This is a genomic window from Bradyrhizobium sp. WSM2793, assembly GCF_000379585.1.
GTDB lineage: Bacteria > Pseudomonadota > Alphaproteobacteria > Rhizobiales > Xanthobacteraceae > Bradyrhizobium.
Window position 1 is genome coordinate 20,888 of record NZ_KB902789.1, and the last position, 16,239, is coordinate 37,126.

Sequence of the window (16,239 nt, forward strand, 5' to 3'; positions counted from 1 at the left end):
TGACAGAGAACACTAGCGTTGCACGACGTCCTGGTTGCTGTGGTTCGAAGCCTGCTGGCCACGCGCGCCCATCGCTGCGACCTCCGTCTTGAGGAGGGCGCCGGGACGCACGCGCTGCAGGCCGTTGACGACGATGCGATCGCCGGACTTCAGGCCCGAGGTGACGATGCGAAGCCCGTCGACGGCGCTGCCGAGCGTGATCGGACGGTAGACCGCGCGGCTGTCGTCGCCGACCGCCATCACGAACTTCTTGTCCTGATCGGTCCCGATCGCGCGCTCGTCGATCATCACCAGCGTCTGCTGCTTCGGCTGGCCCATGCGCACGCGGGCGAACTGGCCGGGGATCAAACGCCCGTCCTCGTTCCGGAATACCGCGCGCACCCGGATGGTGCCGCTCTGGCCGTTGACCTGGTTGTCGATGAGCTGGATGTGGCCTTTTGCCGAGAGGCCGCCGGAGGTCGCCATCTCAACCGGGATCTGGTCGAGCTTGCCGCGTCCGCCCTTGGCGTCCGCGATCGAGTTCAGCGCACGCAGCACGACCTCTTCGTCCGCATCGAATGACGCATAGATCGGATTGACCGAGACCAGCGAGGTCAGCACCGGGGAGGCGGTGCCCGCAGCGACGAGATTGCCGACGGTGATCTCGATCTTGCCGACGCGACCGTCCACGGGCGCGCGCACCTCGGTGTAGTCGAGATTGAGCTTTGCAGTCTGGAGCGTTGCCTCCGCCGCCTTCACGCTGGCGATCGCTTCGCGGTTGGCGTTCTCGCGCTGGTCGAAATCGCGGCGCGTCACGACGGCGTTGCCGACCAGCTGTGCGCCGCGTTCGACCTCGCTGGTGGTGAATACCACGCGCGCCTTTGCGGCCTCGAGCTGGGCGTTGGCCTTGTCGACCTCGGCGGCGTAAGGCGCCGGATCGATCTTGAACAGCACGTCGCCAGCCTTCACCAGCGCACCTTCGGTGAAGTTGGTGGAAAGGATCGCACCGGCAACGCGCGGGCGGAGCTCGACACGGTTGATGGCTTCCAACCGGCCGGAGAAGTCGTCCCACAGCGCCGTCTGCCGCGGCTCGATCATGGCGACGGTGACGGGCACCGCCTGTTCAGCCGCGGCGGCGGTTGCGGTTGCCTGGGCGGAACGAAGATAGTGGCCGGTCGCGATCGTACCGGCTACGGCGAGGGCGCCGACGATGGCGACGCCGCCAAGAAGGCGGCCAAGGCGGCCGGCGCGGGAGGTATTTTGGGAGGGGGGCATTTGCGCGCTCCAAATATGTAGTGTTCACTACAGATGTGGAGCTGGATGTCGCAGTGCAAGATACTTATGTACCATTCACTAAGAAAAATGTACGCCGATACCGCGACGATTGGAAGACACAAGAAAAAGAAAGCCAGAACAAATAGATAGGACCGGCGTTAAGCTGATACAGGCCGCCGATTCCGAGGAGACAGGCACATGCGCATGGGACGCCCCCGCGAATTCAACGCCGAAACGGCGTTGGACCAGGCGATGGAAGTGTTTTGGCGCCATGGCTATGAGGGCGCCACGATCGCGCAGCTGACCGAGGCCATGGGCATCAATCCGCCGAGCCTCTATGCCTGTTTCGGCAACAAGGAAGGTCTGCTGAAGGCTGCGCTCGATCGCTACACCAAGCTGCGCGGCGTCTGGATGGACGAGGTGGTCGCGGCCCCCACCGCCCGCGGGGTCGCGGAGCGGATGCTGATGGGCATTGCGGAGAAGCAGACCGATCCCGCCAATCCGCCCGGCTGCCTGCTCGTGCAGGGCGGCATCGCCTGCGGCACCGGCTCCGAAAACGTCCCCTTCGAGCTCGCCGCCCGCCGCGCCCAGAACGAGGACCAGCTCCGCGATCGTTTTGTCCGTGCCAAGGCCGATGGCGATCTCAAGGAGAGCGCCGACCCCGCCGCGCTCGCGCGCTACGTCTCGGCCGTCGCGGTCGGCATGGGCGTGATGGCATCCTCCGGCGCAGATCGCGAAGCGCTGCGGCAGGTGGCGAGCGTCGCCGTGCAGGCGGTCGAAGCGCAGTCGGCCGACCGAACGTGATGGCCGTAAGCGCCGCCCGCGTCATCCCGCAGCTTATGCAGACAGCGCCGGCGGCGGCACGAAGCCGCCGAACTCGCGTTCGATCAGGTCGGCCAGCTCGATCGTCGTACGATCCTCCAGATAGGGCCCGATGATCTGGACGCCGACCGGGAGACCCGTCGCTGTGCGCTCGATCGGAACGGCGGTTGCCGGCAAACCGCAGGTCGACGCGGGGTCGGCCCAGATGAAGCACGCATCGGGGTAATTATAGAGCTTGCCATCGATGTCGAGCTGCCGTGCGTCGAACGGTTCGGAATGGTCATGCGGAAAGGCCGGCACGGCGGCGGCCGGGTAGATCACGGCGTCGAACTCACGGAATAGCTGCTGCCACCGTCGTTGCAGCTGCAAGCGCGCCGCATCGGTCGCGAGCCATTCGCGATGGATCATGCCCCAGCCGCGGGCGCGCTCGGCCTGCAGGCTGCGGTCGTCGGGGGAGAGTGCGGCGGCAGCTTCTTGCGCCTCGGCGAGGGCGGCCGGTGTCAGGCGCGGGCTTCGCGCGGCGTTGAGCAGCTTCATGTAGAGCCGCGCAGACTCGGCGAGATCGGGCAGCAGCGTGCTCGAGCGCGCCACCTGTGCGCCCGATCTGCCGAGCCGCTCGGCCAATCGTCCAATTGCTGAACGCACGGCCTCGCCCGTCGGCATCAACGGGTGCGTGTCGACCACGAGGATCCTGAAATCCCCGAGATGATCATGGCGCGGGGCGGGCAGCGCAAGCCGATAGCCGATCCCGTCGCGCGTCTCGTCCGGGCCGGCGATCACGTCGAGTGCCAGTGCAAGGTCCGAAGCTGTACGCGCCATCGGCCCAACGACCGCGAGATCGCCCTGGCCGGGGACGGGCGGTGCCGGCGGCAGGCCGTATCCGCGGAGCGGGACCAGGCCGAGGCTCGGCTTGTGGCCGAACACGCCGCAGAAATGCGAGGGGACCCGGATCGAGCCGCCGATATCCGAGCCGATCGAGAGTGGACCGAAGCCAGCAGCCAGTGCCGCGCCCGATCCGCCCGAGGAGCCGCCGGGCGACCGGCCGAGGTCCCACGGGTTGTTGGTCGTCCCATAGATCTCATTGTAGCTCTGGAAATCCCTGAGGCCGATCGGGATGTTGGTCTTGCCGATGACCATGGCGCCGGCCGCCTTCAACCGCGAGACGACGAGGGCATCCTCCACCGGCTGGAAGTCCCTGAAATGCGGAAAGCCCCAATTCGTCGGCAGGCCCGCGACGTTGAAGGGCTCTTTCAAGGTCACGGGGATGCCGAGCAATGGCCGTTGCTCGTCGCGGCCCAGTGCGGCATCGGCGGCGCGCGCGGCCGCTCTCGCGCGATCGAAATCGCGCACGATGACCGCGTTGATCCGCCCGTCCAGTTCCTCGATGCGCGCGATCGTGTGCTCGAGCAATTCCGAGGCAGATATCTTGCGGGCGTGCAGGGCGCTCGCCAGTGCTCTGATCGAGCCGTAGTTCAAGTCAGCAGCATCTGCGGTCATCACGAACTCCAATGTATCTCATTGCGGTGTCGACGCTACCCCGCTGCAGATCGCTCGGGGCACCGAACTTGCGATTTTGAGAGGGGGATGAGGAGGCGGCGCAACGGACATCAGATCTGCTTGCCGGGGGCACCGATGCGGAGGCCGGGCTTCGAAGCAGCTATGCCTTCCGACCCGTTAACGGACCGGCGCGCTGGCGGGATTCCCAATCGGCCATGATCCGACTCCGCGCCTGCTTTGCCCGACGTGTCAAACGTCCGCGGCGGCAGGCCTTGGCGGCGTGCGGCGCGAAATTCTTCAATGATTTGTACTTTGCATGGGGTTGTTTTCGCGTTTTTTGTTTGGGCGTCCCCCGGGCCAGGGCATCAGCCGTCAAAGGCCGTATCGATACGGGCGCTCCTAAGAATTCTTACACACAGTTCTGGCACGCTCCCGCGCGTCAAGTTCCGCAATCTGCATCGTCGCGTCTCATTGCGCGCACGAAAAGATGGGGCCCGCGGAGATCAAAGGGGCGTTGCTCATGACCGCATTTGCTTCGGACGCCGGTTGCGCGAAGCGGGGGATCGTGCCGATCCTGCTGTGCGTCGTGCCGTTCAGCCAAATTCCGCTCGATGCCTATACGCCCGGCCTGCCGCAGATGGTGGTGGATCTCGCCGCCGATCCCGCGGCGATGCAGAACACCGTCACCGCCTACATGCTCGGCATGAGTCTGGCGCTGGTGCCGGTCGGCATCGCCTCCGACACGCTGGGCCGCCGCAACGTCCTGCTCGCAGGCCTGTCGGTGCTGATCGCGATGAGCATCGCCTGCGCGCTCGCCACCAGCGCCTCGCTCCTGCTCGGCTTGCGTTTCCTGCAAGGGATCGGCGGCTGCACCTGCCTCGTCGTCGCCTATGCGGTTGCGGCCGATTGCTATCGCGGCCGTGAGCTCACGGCGATCTCCGGCCTGCTGGGCGCTGCCTGGGGGCTCGCGCCGGTGCTAGCGCCCGCGGCCGGCGGCTTCATCGTCGAGCTGACGTCATGGCGTGGTGTTTTCGTCATCATTGCGATCGCCGCGGCGATCGTCGCTGCGATCGTCGTGTTTCTTCTGCCCGAGACATTGCCGGCCGAGCGGCGCGCGCCGTTCGATCCGCGCCGCACCGCCGGCATCTTGCGCGAGGCGGTGGTCCGCCCGGGCTTCCTGGCTTTCGTGCTGGTGTTCGCTGCGGCCGCGAGCGCGCAGCTGGCATTCGGCGTCGTCGCACCGTTCTTCTACCAGACCGGCCTCGGTTACTCGGCGGCGATCTACGGCCTCGTCGCGCTCGGCCTTGGCGGGGTCAACCTCGCCGGCGAGCTCGGCTGTGCGCATTTTGCGCGCGTCATGCCGGCCCGCATGCTGGGCTTCGGCGCCTTCGCGCTGTTTCTCGCCGGCTCCGCGGTGCTGACCGTGACAGGCATGGTCGTCGGTCTCGATTTCGCGTCGATCACGATCGGCGGCGCGCTGGTGCTCGGCGGCTGCGGCGTGCTGTGTCCTATGATGTACGGCATGGCGCTCGGCCTGTTCGAACGCGACCACGGCCTGATCGGCGGCCTCATCAGCGCGCTCTGCTATCTCGCCGTGAGCGGCGCCATGGCGATCGCGGCGGTGTTGCCTGAAGCAACGCAGGCGCCGATCGGGTGGCTCTATCTCGGCCTCTGCGCCATCGCGGGCACGCTGCTCGCGATCTCGCTGCCGTCAGTGCGCCAAGCTACACAGTCTTAAGGAAGGGACCCAATCATGACCACGGTCGGTATTCGCGGCACGTTCTTCGACTTCGTCGACGATCCCTGGAAGCACGTCGGCAACGAGCAGGCCGCCGCGCGCTTTCATCACGACGGCCTCATGATCGTCACGGACGGCGTCATCAAGGCATTCGGTCCTTACGAGACGATCGCCGCCCGCCATCCGGGCGTTGAGATCACCCGTATCAAGGACCGCATCATCGTCCCCGGCTTCATCGACGGCCACATCCATCTGCCGCAGACCCGCGTGCTCGGGGCCTATGGCGAGCAGCTGTTGCCGTGGCTGCAGAAATGGGTCTATCCGGAAGAGCTCAAATACCGGGATCGCAACTACGCGCGCGAGGGCGTCAAGCGTTTCCTCGACGCGCTGCTGGCCTCCGGCACCACCACCTGCCAGGCCTTCACGAGCTCCTCGCCAGTTTCAACCGAGGAACTGTTCGAGGAAGCGGCCCGCCGCAACATGCGCGTGATCGCAGGCCTCACCGGCATCGATCGCAACGCGCCAGCCGATTTCATCGATACGCCGGAGAATTTCTATCGCGACAGCAAGCGGCTGATCGCAGAGTATCACAACAAGGGCCGTAACCTCTACGCCATCACGCCGCGCTTCGCCTTCGGCGCCTCGCCGGAATTGCTCAAGGCGTGCCAGCGCCTCAAGCACGAGCATCCGGATTGCTGGGTCAACACCCACATCTCCGAGAATCCGGCTGAATGCAGTGGCGTGCTGGTCGAGCACCCGGACTGCCAGGACTATCTTGGCGTCTACGAGAAGTTCGACCTTGTCGGGCCGAAGTTCTCAGGCGGTCACGGCGTCTATCTCTCGAACAACGAATTCCGGCGCATGTCGAAGAAGGGCGCGGCGGTGGTGTTCTGCCCGTGCTCTAACCTGTTCCTCGGCAGCGGTCTGTTCCGCCTCGGCCGCGCCACCGATCCCGAGCATCGCGTGAAGATGTCGTTCGGCACCGACGTCGGCGGCGGCAACCGCTTCTCGATGATCTCCGTGCTCGACGACGCCTACAAGGTCGGCATGTGCAACAACACGCTGCTCGACGGCAGCATCGATCCCACGCGGAAGGACCTCGCGGAGGCCGAGCGCAACAAGCTCTCGCCCTATCGCGGTTTCTGGTCGATCACGCTCGGCGGCGCCGAGGGCCTCTACATCGACGACAAGCTCGGCAATTTCGAGCCCGGCAAGGAAGCTGATTTCGTCGCGCTTGATCCGAACGGCGGGCAGATCGCCCAAGCGTGGCATCAATCGCTGATCGCCGAGGGCGCCGGCCCGCGCACGATGGACGAGGCCGCGAGCATGCTGTTCGCGGTGATGATGGTCGGCGACGATCGCTGCGTCGACGAGACCTGGGTGATGGGCAAGCGGCTCTACAAGAAGAGCTGAAGCGGACCGCGATGATGAGCACGTCTCCGGATACAGCCGGCAAGCCGGTCGCCCTCGTCATCCAGCGCCGCATCGCTGATGACGGCTTTGCCGCGTTCGCGCGGTGGAACGGCGAGGTGGGCGAGGCGCTCAAGGCCTGGCCCGGTTTCCTGGGGCAGGAGGTGGTGCCGCCGCAGCCGCCGGCGCATGTCGACTGGGTGACGATTTTGCGTTTCGCCAGCCCGGCCGCGGCGCGCGCCTGGCTCCAGAGCGAGGTGCGGGCGCGGCTGATTGGGGAGGTGCAGCGCTTCTTCGTCGGTTCGGAGGATGTTCATATCCTGCCCGACACCGGCGTTCAGCGTGACAGCGCGGTGTCGGCCGTCATCTCCTTCAAGGTGCCGGATGGACTCGAGGACGCGTTTCTGAAATGGCAGCAGCGCATCCAGGCTGCCGAGGCCGAGTTCAAGGGGTTCTTGCGCCACAAGATCGAGCGGCCGATTCCGGGCTTGCGCGACGAATGGATCGTCATCCTGTCGTTCGACAGCGATGCCAACCTCAATGCATGGCTGGGCTCGCCCGTCCGGCAGACCCTGCTGAAGGAGGGCGAGCGCTTCAACGCCGGCATGAACGTGAAGCGCGCGAGCTACGGCTTCAATTTCTGGTTCCCGGCCGGCAAGAGGGGAGCTCCCGAGCAGGGCCCAGCCCTGATCTGGAAGAGCAACCTCATCGTCCTCCTGGTGCTCTATCCCGTGGTCTATCTCTGGGGCACTTTCATCAGCCGACCGCTGATCGACAGTCATGGCGTGCCGATCTGGCTGTCGCTGTTCGTCGGCAATCTCGTCAGCACCCAATTGCTCGGCTGGTGGCTGGTGCCCGCCGCCTTCAAGGCACTCGACTGGTGGGTCGCGCCGAAGGCCGCGATCAGTCGCCAGATCGCGGGCTACGCACTTCTTGCCGCACTCTACGCCGCGTCGATGGGGCTGTACGCGCTGTTGCTCGCGTGGCATTGGGGACGGTGAGACCGTCCACTCTCCGTCGCGGAGAGGGGCGGTCGCCGGATATCGATGACCATGTTTGCCCTGACATTCCTCGGCACCTCGGCGAGCGTTCCTTCCGCGGAACGCAACCATCCGGCCCTGCTGATCGAGGCCGCCGGACAGCGCATGCTGGTCGATTGCGGCGAGGGCACGCAGCGCCAGTTGCTGCGCAGTGGCGCAGGTTTTCGACGGCTCGACCGCATTCTGCTGACGCATGCGCATCTCGATCATGTGCTCGGCATCCCCGGCCTGTTCTCGACGCTGCGCTTGCGGCAGAGCGCCGAGGTGATGATGGTTCATGGCGGTCCAGCGACGCTCGAGACGGTCATCCAGATGCTGGCCGGGTTGTGGGGTGCGGGCAGGGCGCCGCTTCCGGTGGAATTCGCTCCCTTGGCCGCAGGACGGTTCGTCGACGCCGGCGACTTCACCATCGACTGTTTTCCGGTCCGCCATCGCGACACCGACAGTTTTGGATTCGTCTTCCAAAGCCCCGCTCGCCGCCACCTTCAGCCAAATCTGCTGGCGGCGCTGGGCGTTCCCGACGGTCCCTTGCGCGGCGAGTTGGCCGCAGGCCGGGCGGTCGTGATCGACGGCGATCGAACGATCGATCCGGAAGATGTCCTGGGACCACCGAGCGGCGGCAGGAAACTTGTCGTGATCGGCGACACCGAAACCACCGAGGGGCTGGCGCAACACGTCGTCGACGCCGACATGCTGGTGATCGAGGCAACGTTCCTCGATCGTGACGCGTCGACCGCGCGGGATTACGGCCATCTCACCGCGGCAGAAGCGGCGTCGTTTGCGGCAGCGAGCAATGTGAAGCAGCTCGTGCTGACCCATATGTCGGGACGCTATGAGGACGAAGAGATTCTCGCCGAGGCGGCGAGGATCTTTCCGAACACCCGGATCGCCGCCGACTTCGATCACGTCGTGGTCTAGCCGTCCGCGACGAAACATCGCCAGGCGCGGTCTCGTCCGGCGCTACAGACCGGCGGCAACACCGAGGCGGCCGATGCCCGGCAGCTTGACGGCGGGCCGGCGGATGTCGAGGCCGAGCACGGCGCCGAAGAAGTTGATCTCGAGGCCTTCGACCCAGCCGAGGGTCAGGCCGAGATAGCCGAAGAGCGAGGCATAGAAGCCGGTGCGCGAGGCGGTCAGCCCAATCCATTCCCCGGAATAGGGATAATCCTTGCCGATCGCGGTCGGCGGCAGAACCGCGCGAAGTTCCGGCACGGCATCAAGAGCGGCTTGAACGAAGGTGTTTGAATTCGGTCCCGGCCAGGCGCTGTAGTCGCCGTAGGTTCGAAACTTGTAGGTCTCGATCACAGTCCTAATCCTGGGAATGAGGAGCTCGGCCCGTGACCCATCTACGGCGACGACGGTTTCCGGCAGGGCGCCGAACCACCTTCCATCGGGAGCGAAGCCGTTGCTCCGGATCGGTTCGCCCCACGCGGTGTAGTCGTATCGGCTGTAGCTGGTCGCATCCTTTTCCTTGACGACGATCCACGTGTGGACGGCGAAGATGCTTCGCCACCGGACCGTTCGGGCCGCATAAACCCGGATCAGGGCATCGGGATGGGAAGAAGCCGGCGGCAGCAGGCCTGCGCTGGAACGGTCAGCCGTCTGCCAATTGCCGCGGCCATCTCCAAGCCAATAGTACCGCGCGGCCGATAGGCCGATCGGCACGAACAGGAGCAGGAAGAAAATGAGCACGGCTCTTCGCAAGGGGAAATCGGGTTTCGGAAGGAAGCCTTGACGATATAGGTCGCGAAAGCGTTTTCACAATGATCTTCGAATGCAGATCGTCAGCTGTGACGTCGCACGGGACACGTCCGCGAAGAGATCGCTCAGCTCGTCAATCCCGACTTGATCGCGAGATCCTGTACCTGGCTGGTCAACTCCATCAGCCGCGGCAGTGCCTGGTCGCGGAAGGCCGCCATGTCCATGCGCATGGCATCGACCGTGATGCTCAATCCCCCGATCACCGAGCCCTGGGCGTCGAAGATCGGCGTTGCCAGCGTGCGCAGGCCGTAGGCGTTCTCGCCGTCGGAGACGGCATGGCCTTTTCTCTTCACCTGATCGAGCCGGGCGAGCAAGGCATCGAGATCGGTCAGCGTCCGCTCCGACAGTTTGACGCGAGGGCGCGATTCCAGTCGCTCGATCTGCTCGTCCCGCGCCAGATGCGCCAGCATGACGTGACCGAGCGCGGCGCTGTAGGCGGGAATGCGCGTGCCGGGCCGGCGATCCATCTTGTGGCGGTCGAGGCCCGCGCCGACGCGCGCGAGATAGACCACGTCGCCGCCGTCGAGGATGCCGAGCGAAGCCGCATCGCCGACATCGGGCACGAGATCGCGCAGCAACGGCTCGACCATTGGGCGCAACGACCCATGCGATAGCACGGTGTAACCGAGGTCGAGGCAGGCAACGCCGAGGCGGAACCGGCGGCTCTGCGGCACGGCCTGGAGATAGCCGATCTCGGTCAGGGTCTGAATCAACCGGAACGCCGTTCCGCGATCGAGATCGGCCCGTGCGGCAATCTCACTCAGGGTGAGCTCGAAGGCCTCGCTGCTGAAGCTCTTGAGCACGGCAAAGGCCTTGCCGACGGACGCCACATGATTCTTGGGGTTTTTCGGGGGCGATTCTGATTTGCGCTTTGTGGCCTTCTTTTCGACCTTGGCCATGCCCGAATGCCTTGCCATGACAGCCACCGCCCTTGACGCGGCGGCAAGCTGATTTTACGACTGGTCAAGCCAATAACAAATGTTCGCATTCCGAACAACTGATTTGAGGATCGGAGGAAGTTTGTCGACACCATCGCTGCACCCTCATGGCGTGTTTTCCGCCGCGCTGACCCCGCTCGACTCCCAGCTCGCTCCCGATCATGCGCGCTTCATCGCGCATTGCCGCTATCTCCTCGATGAGGGCTGCGACGGTATCGCGCTGCTGGGCACGACGGGCGAGGCGAACTCCTTCTCCGCGGCGGAGCGCATGGCGCTGCTCGAGGCGGTGGTGGCTGCCGGCATCGCGCCGCAACGTCTTCTGCCGGGCACCGGCGTGGCCGCGCTCAGCGAGACCATCGCCCTGACGCGCCACGCACTCTCGGTCGGCGTCGACACCGTCGTGATGCTGCCGCCGTTCTATTACAAGGGTGTCACGGACGACGGCGTTTACGCGTCCTATAGCGAAATCGTGCAGCGCATTGGCGATGCCAGGCTCAAGGTCGTGCTCTATCACATCCCGCAGATGTCGGCGCAGCCGATCTCGCATGCGCTGATCGAGCGGCTGCGAACGGCTTATCCGGCAACGTTCGTGGGTATCAAGGATTCCTCCGGCGACTTCGCGAACATGACCGCGATGGTCGAGCGCTTCCCCGGCTTTTCGGTCCTGGTCGGAGCCGATCCGTTGCTGCTGCCGCTGCTGCGCAAGGGCGGCGCCGGCTGCATCACGGCGACCTCCAATCTGGTCGCGCGGGACCTTGCCTATGTCTACAAGCATTTTCGCGATAGCGACGACGACGCTGCGCTCAAGACGGCGCAGGCGCGCATCGTGAAAGCGCGCGAGCTGGTCTCGCGCTTCCCGCAGATGGCCTCGCTGAAGACATTGGTGGCAGAGCGCACTGGCCACGCCGGATGGCAGCGCCTGCGACCGCCGCTGGAGTCGTTGCCGCCCGAGCAGGTGAAAGAGCTGCTCGCGAATGCTGCGGCATTCGCAGCCGCTTTGTAGCCGGCGCGACGACGAGGCGATCAGATGTCGGACTCCTTCCAGGGCGCGCTTTCCGGGCTTGCCGCGATCGTCGGGGACAAGCAAATCATCGCGTCCGGACCCGACCAGGAGCCTTATGTGGTGGACTGGCGCGGGCGTTATCACGGCCGCGCGGTTGCGGTGGTGAAGCCCGGCTCCACCGCCGAGGTCGCCGCCGTCGTCAGATTCTGCGCGGCCCGGCGGCTCGCGATCGTGCCGCAGGGCGGCAACACCGGCATGTGCGGGGCGGCAACGCCGGACGATCGCACGGGCAATATCGTGATCCGGCTCGACCGGATGCGGGCCGTGCGCGACGTCAGCCCGCTCGCGAACACGATCACAGTCGAGGCCGGCTGCATCCTCGCGGAGGTGCAGAATGCGGCGCGCGAGGTCGATCGCTACTTTCCCTTGAGCCTGGGCGCCGAAGGTTCCTGCCAGATCGGCGGCAACATCTCGACCAATGCCGGCGGCACAGCGGTGCTGCGCTACGGGCCGACGCGCGATCTCGTGCTCGGGCTGGAGGTCGTGCTGCCCGACGGGCGAATCTTCAACGGCCTGCGCGCACTGCGTAAGGACAATACCGGCTACGCGCTCAAGCAGCTGTTCATCGGGGCGGAGGGGACGCTCGGCATCGTCACCGCGGCGGTGTTGAAGCTGTTCGCGCCGCCGCGCAGCTCGGCGCTGGCGCTGCTGAAATTGCAGGGTGTGGAGCAGGCGCTTGAGATCATGCAGCGCCTGCGCGGCGCGGTCGGCGACCGGCTCGGCAGCCTCGAGATCATGTCGCGCGCGCAGATCGAGGCGATCGCAGAGTCCGTGCCGCATGTCACGATCCCCTTCGAGCTGACGACGCCGTGGTATCTGATCGTCGAACTGACCGACACGCTCGCCGGCGTCGACCTCGATGAGCCGCTCGCCACGGTGCTGGCGGATGCGATGGAGGCCCACCTTGCCGAGGACGTGATCCTGGCCTCCAACCTCGCGCAGGCGAAGGCGATCTGGGCTGTCAGGCACAGCGTGTCCGAAGGCAACAAGCGTAGCGGCTTTGTCGTCTCGCACGACAGTGTCGTTCCGCTGGAGCGCCAGGCCGCCTTCGTCACCAATGTCGAGGCCCGGATCAACGCCGCGGTACCGCACGCGCGGGTCGTGATGCACGGCCATATCGGCGACGGCAACATCCACGTCATCGCCCTGATCGACCGCGCGCGTTGCCAGGATCCGGCGGCGACGGCGGCGCTGGTGGCGGAAATCAACGAGATCGTTGACGACGAGACCGCAGCGCAGGGCGGTGCGATCAGTGCCGAGCACGGCATCGGCATCACCAATCGCGGCCGGCTTGCCCGTGTGGCCGATCCTCTCGACATCGAGCTGATGCGCGATATCAAGAAATTGCTCGATCCGAAGGGCTTGATGAATCCCGGCAAGATTTTTGGTGCGGGAGCGGCATAACCATGACGAGCGTCCGCCTGCTTGCCGACGATCTCACCGGTGCGCTCGACACCGCGGCGGAATTCGTCGGCCTGTGCGGTCCGTTCGATGTCGTCTGGTCGGGCGCGCTTGCGCCGCTGGAGTCCGGGAGCCTGGCGATCGATAGCGGCACCCGCGAGCGGTCGAAGGCCGAGAGCGTCGAGATCGTGGGGCGACTGGCGCCGCAGCTTCAGGACGGGACGATCGCCTACAAGAAGGTCGATAGCCTCCTTCGGGGCGCGTGGGCGGCTGAGCTCGACGCCTGCCTGCGCAGCGGCCATTGGGCTTCTTGCGTGGTCGCGCCGGCGTTCGATTATCAGGGACGCCGCACCGTCGGTGGCCAGCAATTCGCCCGCACCGTGCATGGCGATTGGCACAGGGTCGGCGACAATTTGCTGGATCAGTTGCGGCAAGACGGCATCGAAGCACGACAGGGCACGGCCGAAACGCTCTCGCAAGGCGGCGTTCAGGTGTTCGATGCCGAGAGCGACCTCGACCTCGATCGCGTCGTCGAAATGGCGCGGCGCATGCCGGGGCCCGTGTTGTGGTGTGGCAGCGGCGGCCTAGCCGGTTCGCTTGCCCGCGGTCAGGGCGCCGCTGCGCCGTCGCAACTGAAGCGGCCGGTGCTGGGGCTGTTCGGCTCCGACCAGGCTGCCACCGCATCCCAGCTCGCGGCATGTGGTCACGCCACCATCGCGCTGGCCGAGGGGGAGGGTGGCGCGGGCGTTCGGCGCAAGCTGGCCGACGACGGCGTGGCGCTGGTCAAATTCGCCCTCGCTGACGGCTTGACGCGGGCCGAGGCGGCGCGGCGGATCGCGCACGAGATGACGCAGCTGATCACAGCACTCGAACCACCGGGCACGCTGGTTGTTGCCGGTGGAGAAACACTGAAGGCCGCTTGCGTTGCCCTTGGCGCGCATGCGCTCGAGGTGACAGGACGTATCGTGCCAGGATTGCCGCGCTCGACCTTGCAGGGCGGCCGCTGGGCCGGCGTCGATGTCATCTCGAAGTCCGGCGCATTCGGTCCCAGCGAGCTGTGGCGCGACCTGCTTCGGGATAATCATTTGCTCAGCAAGGGGAGTCCGACATGACCTCTCGTCATCTTGCCATCACCATGGGCGATCCCGCCGGGATCGGGCCGGAGATCATCGTCAAGGCCTGCGTCGGGCTGAAGGACCGGATCGCGAAAGGCGATCTGCGGATCCTCATCATCGGCAACGGCGCGGCGCTCGATGGCGCGAAAGCCGCGCTCGGTGCCGGCATTGCGATTCCCGAAGTGCGCAGCGAGGATCGTGACTGGCCGAACCTCTGCTTCCTTCAGGCCGACATCGAGGGCGACCCGATCAAGCCCGGCGTGCTCAGCGCCGATGGCGGCCGCTTTGCCTACAAGGCGATCGAGCAGGGCGTGCGCCTGACGCAGGCGGGCCGGACCGCGGCGATCGTCACGGCGCCGCTCAACAAGGAAGCGCTCAACAAGGCCGGCTATCATTTCCCTGGTCATACCGAGATGCTGGCGCATCTCACCGGCGTGCGCGGCTCGGTGATGCTGCTCGCCCATGGCAACATGCGTGTCAGCCATGTTTCGACCCATGTGGCGCTGGAGGACGTGCCGAAGCGCCTGACGCCGGAGCGTCTGCGCATGGTGATCGACCTCACCAACGATGCCCTGCTGCGGCTCGGAATCGCCAAACCGAAGATCGCGATCGCGGCGCTCAATCCGCATGCCGGCGAGGGTGGCCTGTTCGGCCGGCAGGACATCGACGTGTCCGCGCCGACGATTGCGAAAGCCGTCGCCGACGGCCTCGACGTCGTCGGGCCCGTGCCCGGCGATACCATCTTCGTCAAGCTGCGCGCCGGCCAGTACGATGCCGCGGTCGCGATGTATCACGACCAGGGGCACATTCCGGTCAAGCTGCTCGGCTTCCAGGTCGATCCCGCGACCGGCCGCTGGCAGGAGCTGTCCGGCGTCAACATCACGCTGGGCCTGCCGATCATCCGCACCTCCGTCGATCACGGCACCGCCTTCGACATTGCGGGCAAGGGCATTGCCAACGAGCACAGCCTGATCGAGGCCATCGACTATGCCGAGCGGCTCGCCGCTGGCGCCTCCGTATCCAAATCATGAGTTCGAACGCACGATGACCAACGCCTTCACGCCTATCGAAATCCAGCGTCCCACCATCCTCGAGTTCGGCAACGGCACGATCGGCGCGGCAGCGCGCTACGCCGAGTGGATCGGCGCCAGGCGGCCGCTGGTGATCTCGGATCCGTTCAACGCACGCCGCGTCGACATGCTGGCGCTGCCGGGTACGGTGAAGGTGTTCGGTGACGTCAAGCCCGAGCCGGACCTGCCTAATCTCGAGAAGGCGGTGGCGATGGCGAAGGACGTCAAGCCCGATCTCGTCGTCGGCTTCGGCGGCGGCAGCGCGATGGATCTCGCCAAGCTGGTCGCGGTGATGTGCACGAACGACGTGCCCTTTGCCGACATCGTCGGGCCGGAGAAGGTGGCCGGCCGCAGCGTCGCGCTGATGCAGATTCCGACCACGTCGGGCACCGGCAGCGAGGCCGGCACCCGCGCGCTCGTGACCGATCCCGTCAGCCAGAACAAGCAGGCGGTGCAGAGCCGCTTCATGCTGGCCGACATCGCCATCGTCGATCCGGACCTGACGATGACCGTGCCGAAGGAGGTCACCGCGGCGACCGGGGTCGATGCGCTGGCGCATTGCGTCGAGGCCTATACCAGCCGCAAGGCGCATCCGACGATCGACCTCTACGCGCTCGAAGGCGCGCGGCTGGTCGGACGTTATCTCAAACGCGCGGTGGCCGATGGCGGCGATCGCGAGGCGCGTGCGGGCCTCGCGCTGGCCTCGCTCTATGGCGGCTATTGCCTGGGACCGGTGAACACGACAGCCGGCCACGCGGTGGCGTATCCGCTCGGCACGCGGCACCACGTGGCACATGGCCTCGCCTGCGCGGTGATCTTCCCGCATACGCTGGCATTCAACATGCCGGCGGTGGAAGCGAAGACGATCGCGGTGCTCCAGGCGCTCGGCCTGCCGGAGCAGGGCGATCCTAAGCTCGCGTTCGAGGCAAGCTACAAGTTCTGCAGCGATCTCGGCATCGAGATGCGGCTGTCCGCGCTCGGCGTGCCTCGGGACGATTTCGGCGTGATGGCCGACGAGGCGCACGCCATTCGCCGCCTGCTCGACAACAATCCGCGCGACCTCGGCCGGGATGCGATCCTGAACATGTACGAGGTCGCGTTCTGACCGTCTCCGCGGCTCGCGCGCGGCA

General features: G+C 66.0%; 14 protein-coding genes. 10 read left to right on the plus strand and 4 right to left on the minus strand.

Going from position 1 to position 16,239, the window contains the following annotated elements; genetic code table 11:
- Positions 1 to 12: 12 nt before the first annotated feature.
- Positions 13 to 1,254, minus strand: a complete 1,242-nt coding sequence (locus A3AS_RS0122395; RefSeq protein WP_018319797.1) for an efflux RND transporter periplasmic adaptor subunit — start codon at positions 1,252 to 1,254, stop codon at positions 13 to 15.
- A 198-nt stretch (positions 1,255 to 1,452) separates the two neighbouring features.
- Here A3AS_RS0122395 and A3AS_RS0122400 point away from each other — a divergent pair, with 198 nt between their 5' ends.
- Positions 1,453 to 2,058, plus strand: a complete 606-nt coding sequence (locus A3AS_RS0122400; RefSeq protein WP_018319798.1) for a TetR/AcrR family transcriptional regulator — start codon at positions 1,453 to 1,455, stop codon at positions 2,056 to 2,058.
- A 33-nt stretch (positions 2,059 to 2,091) separates the two neighbouring features.
- On the opposite strand, the gene A3AS_RS0122405 is transcribed toward A3AS_RS0122400, so the two are convergent.
- Positions 2,092 to 3,573: an amidase gene (locus A3AS_RS0122405; RefSeq protein ID WP_049814955.1), complete on the minus strand. Its 1,482-nt coding sequence runs from the start codon at positions 3,571 to 3,573 to the stop codon at positions 2,092 to 2,094.
- A gap of 520 nt (positions 3,574 to 4,093) precedes the next feature.
- On the opposite strand from A3AS_RS0122405, the gene A3AS_RS0122410 reads away from it, so the two are divergent.
- From A3AS_RS0122410 to rnz, 4 genes are read left to right on the plus strand one after another with little or no spacing between them, the layout of a single operon-like run.
- Positions 4,094 to 5,311: a multidrug effflux MFS transporter gene (locus tag A3AS_RS0122410; RefSeq protein WP_026202252.1), complete on the plus strand. Its 1,218-nt coding sequence runs from the start codon at positions 4,094 to 4,096 to the stop codon at positions 5,309 to 5,311.
- Between the two features lie 15 nt (positions 5,312 to 5,326).
- Complete coding sequence (guaD, locus tag A3AS_RS0122415; protein WP_018319801.1) at positions 5,327 to 6,724, plus strand: guanine deaminase; 1,398 nt, start codon at positions 5,327 to 5,329, stop codon at positions 6,722 to 6,724.
- A gap of 14 nt (positions 6,725 to 6,738) precedes the next feature.
- The gene (locus A3AS_RS0122420) at positions 6,739 to 7,722 is read left to right on the plus strand and encodes an antibiotic biosynthesis monooxygenase (RefSeq protein ID WP_026202253.1); all 984 of its coding nucleotides are present in this window, start codon (positions 6,739 to 6,741) and stop codon (positions 7,720 to 7,722) included.
- Between the two features lie 51 nt (positions 7,723 to 7,773).
- On the plus strand, positions 7,774 to 8,679 hold the full coding sequence (rnz, locus tag A3AS_RS0122425) for a ribonuclease Z (protein WP_026202254.1): 906 nt from the start codon (positions 7,774 to 7,776) through the stop codon (positions 8,677 to 8,679).
- A gap of 42 nt (positions 8,680 to 8,721) precedes the next feature.
- Here the strand turns inward: rnz and A3AS_RS0122430 are convergent, their stop codons facing one another.
- Positions 8,722 to 9,453, minus strand: coding sequence for a DUF3750 domain-containing protein (locus tag A3AS_RS0122430; protein ID WP_018319804.1), 732 nt, complete (start codon positions 9,451 to 9,453; stop codon positions 8,722 to 8,724).
- Positions 9,454 to 9,587: 134 nt separating this feature from the next.
- Positions 9,588 to 10,439, minus strand: coding sequence for an IclR family transcriptional regulator (locus A3AS_RS0122435; RefSeq protein ID WP_245283258.1), 852 nt, complete (start codon positions 10,437 to 10,439; stop codon positions 9,588 to 9,590).
- Between the two features lie 103 nt (positions 10,440 to 10,542).
- On the opposite strand from A3AS_RS0122435, the gene A3AS_RS0122440 reads away from it, so the two are divergent.
- The 5 genes from A3AS_RS0122440 to A3AS_RS0122460 are packed head-to-tail and all read left to right on the plus strand — an operon-like array spanning position 10,543 to position 16,214.
- A complete protein-coding gene (locus A3AS_RS0122440; RefSeq protein ID WP_026202255.1) occupies positions 10,543 to 11,463 on the plus strand; it encodes a dihydrodipicolinate synthase family protein in 921 nt (306 codons plus the stop codon).
- Between the two features lie 24 nt (positions 11,464 to 11,487).
- Entirely contained in the window at positions 11,488 to 12,927 is a 1,440-nt protein-coding gene (locus A3AS_RS0122445) for an FAD-binding oxidoreductase (RefSeq protein ID WP_018319807.1), read from the plus strand.
- 2 nt (positions 12,928 to 12,929) lie between these two features.
- A complete protein-coding gene (locus A3AS_RS0122450) occupies positions 12,930 to 14,036 on the plus strand; it encodes a four-carbon acid sugar kinase family protein (RefSeq protein WP_018319808.1) in 1,107 nt (368 codons plus the stop codon).
- Positions 14,033 to 15,070, plus strand: coding sequence for a 4-hydroxythreonine-4-phosphate dehydrogenase PdxA (gene pdxA, locus A3AS_RS0122455; protein WP_018319809.1), 1,038 nt, complete (start codon positions 14,033 to 14,035; stop codon positions 15,068 to 15,070). Before A3AS_RS0122450 ends, pdxA begins: the two co-directional genes overlap by 4 nt.
- A complete protein-coding gene (locus tag A3AS_RS0122460) occupies positions 15,027 to 16,214 on the plus strand; it encodes an iron-containing alcohol dehydrogenase (RefSeq protein WP_018319810.1) in 1,188 nt (395 codons plus the stop codon). The genes pdxA and A3AS_RS0122460 overlap by 44 nt, the downstream gene beginning before the upstream one ends.
- Positions 16,215 to 16,239: the final 25 nt, after the last annotated feature.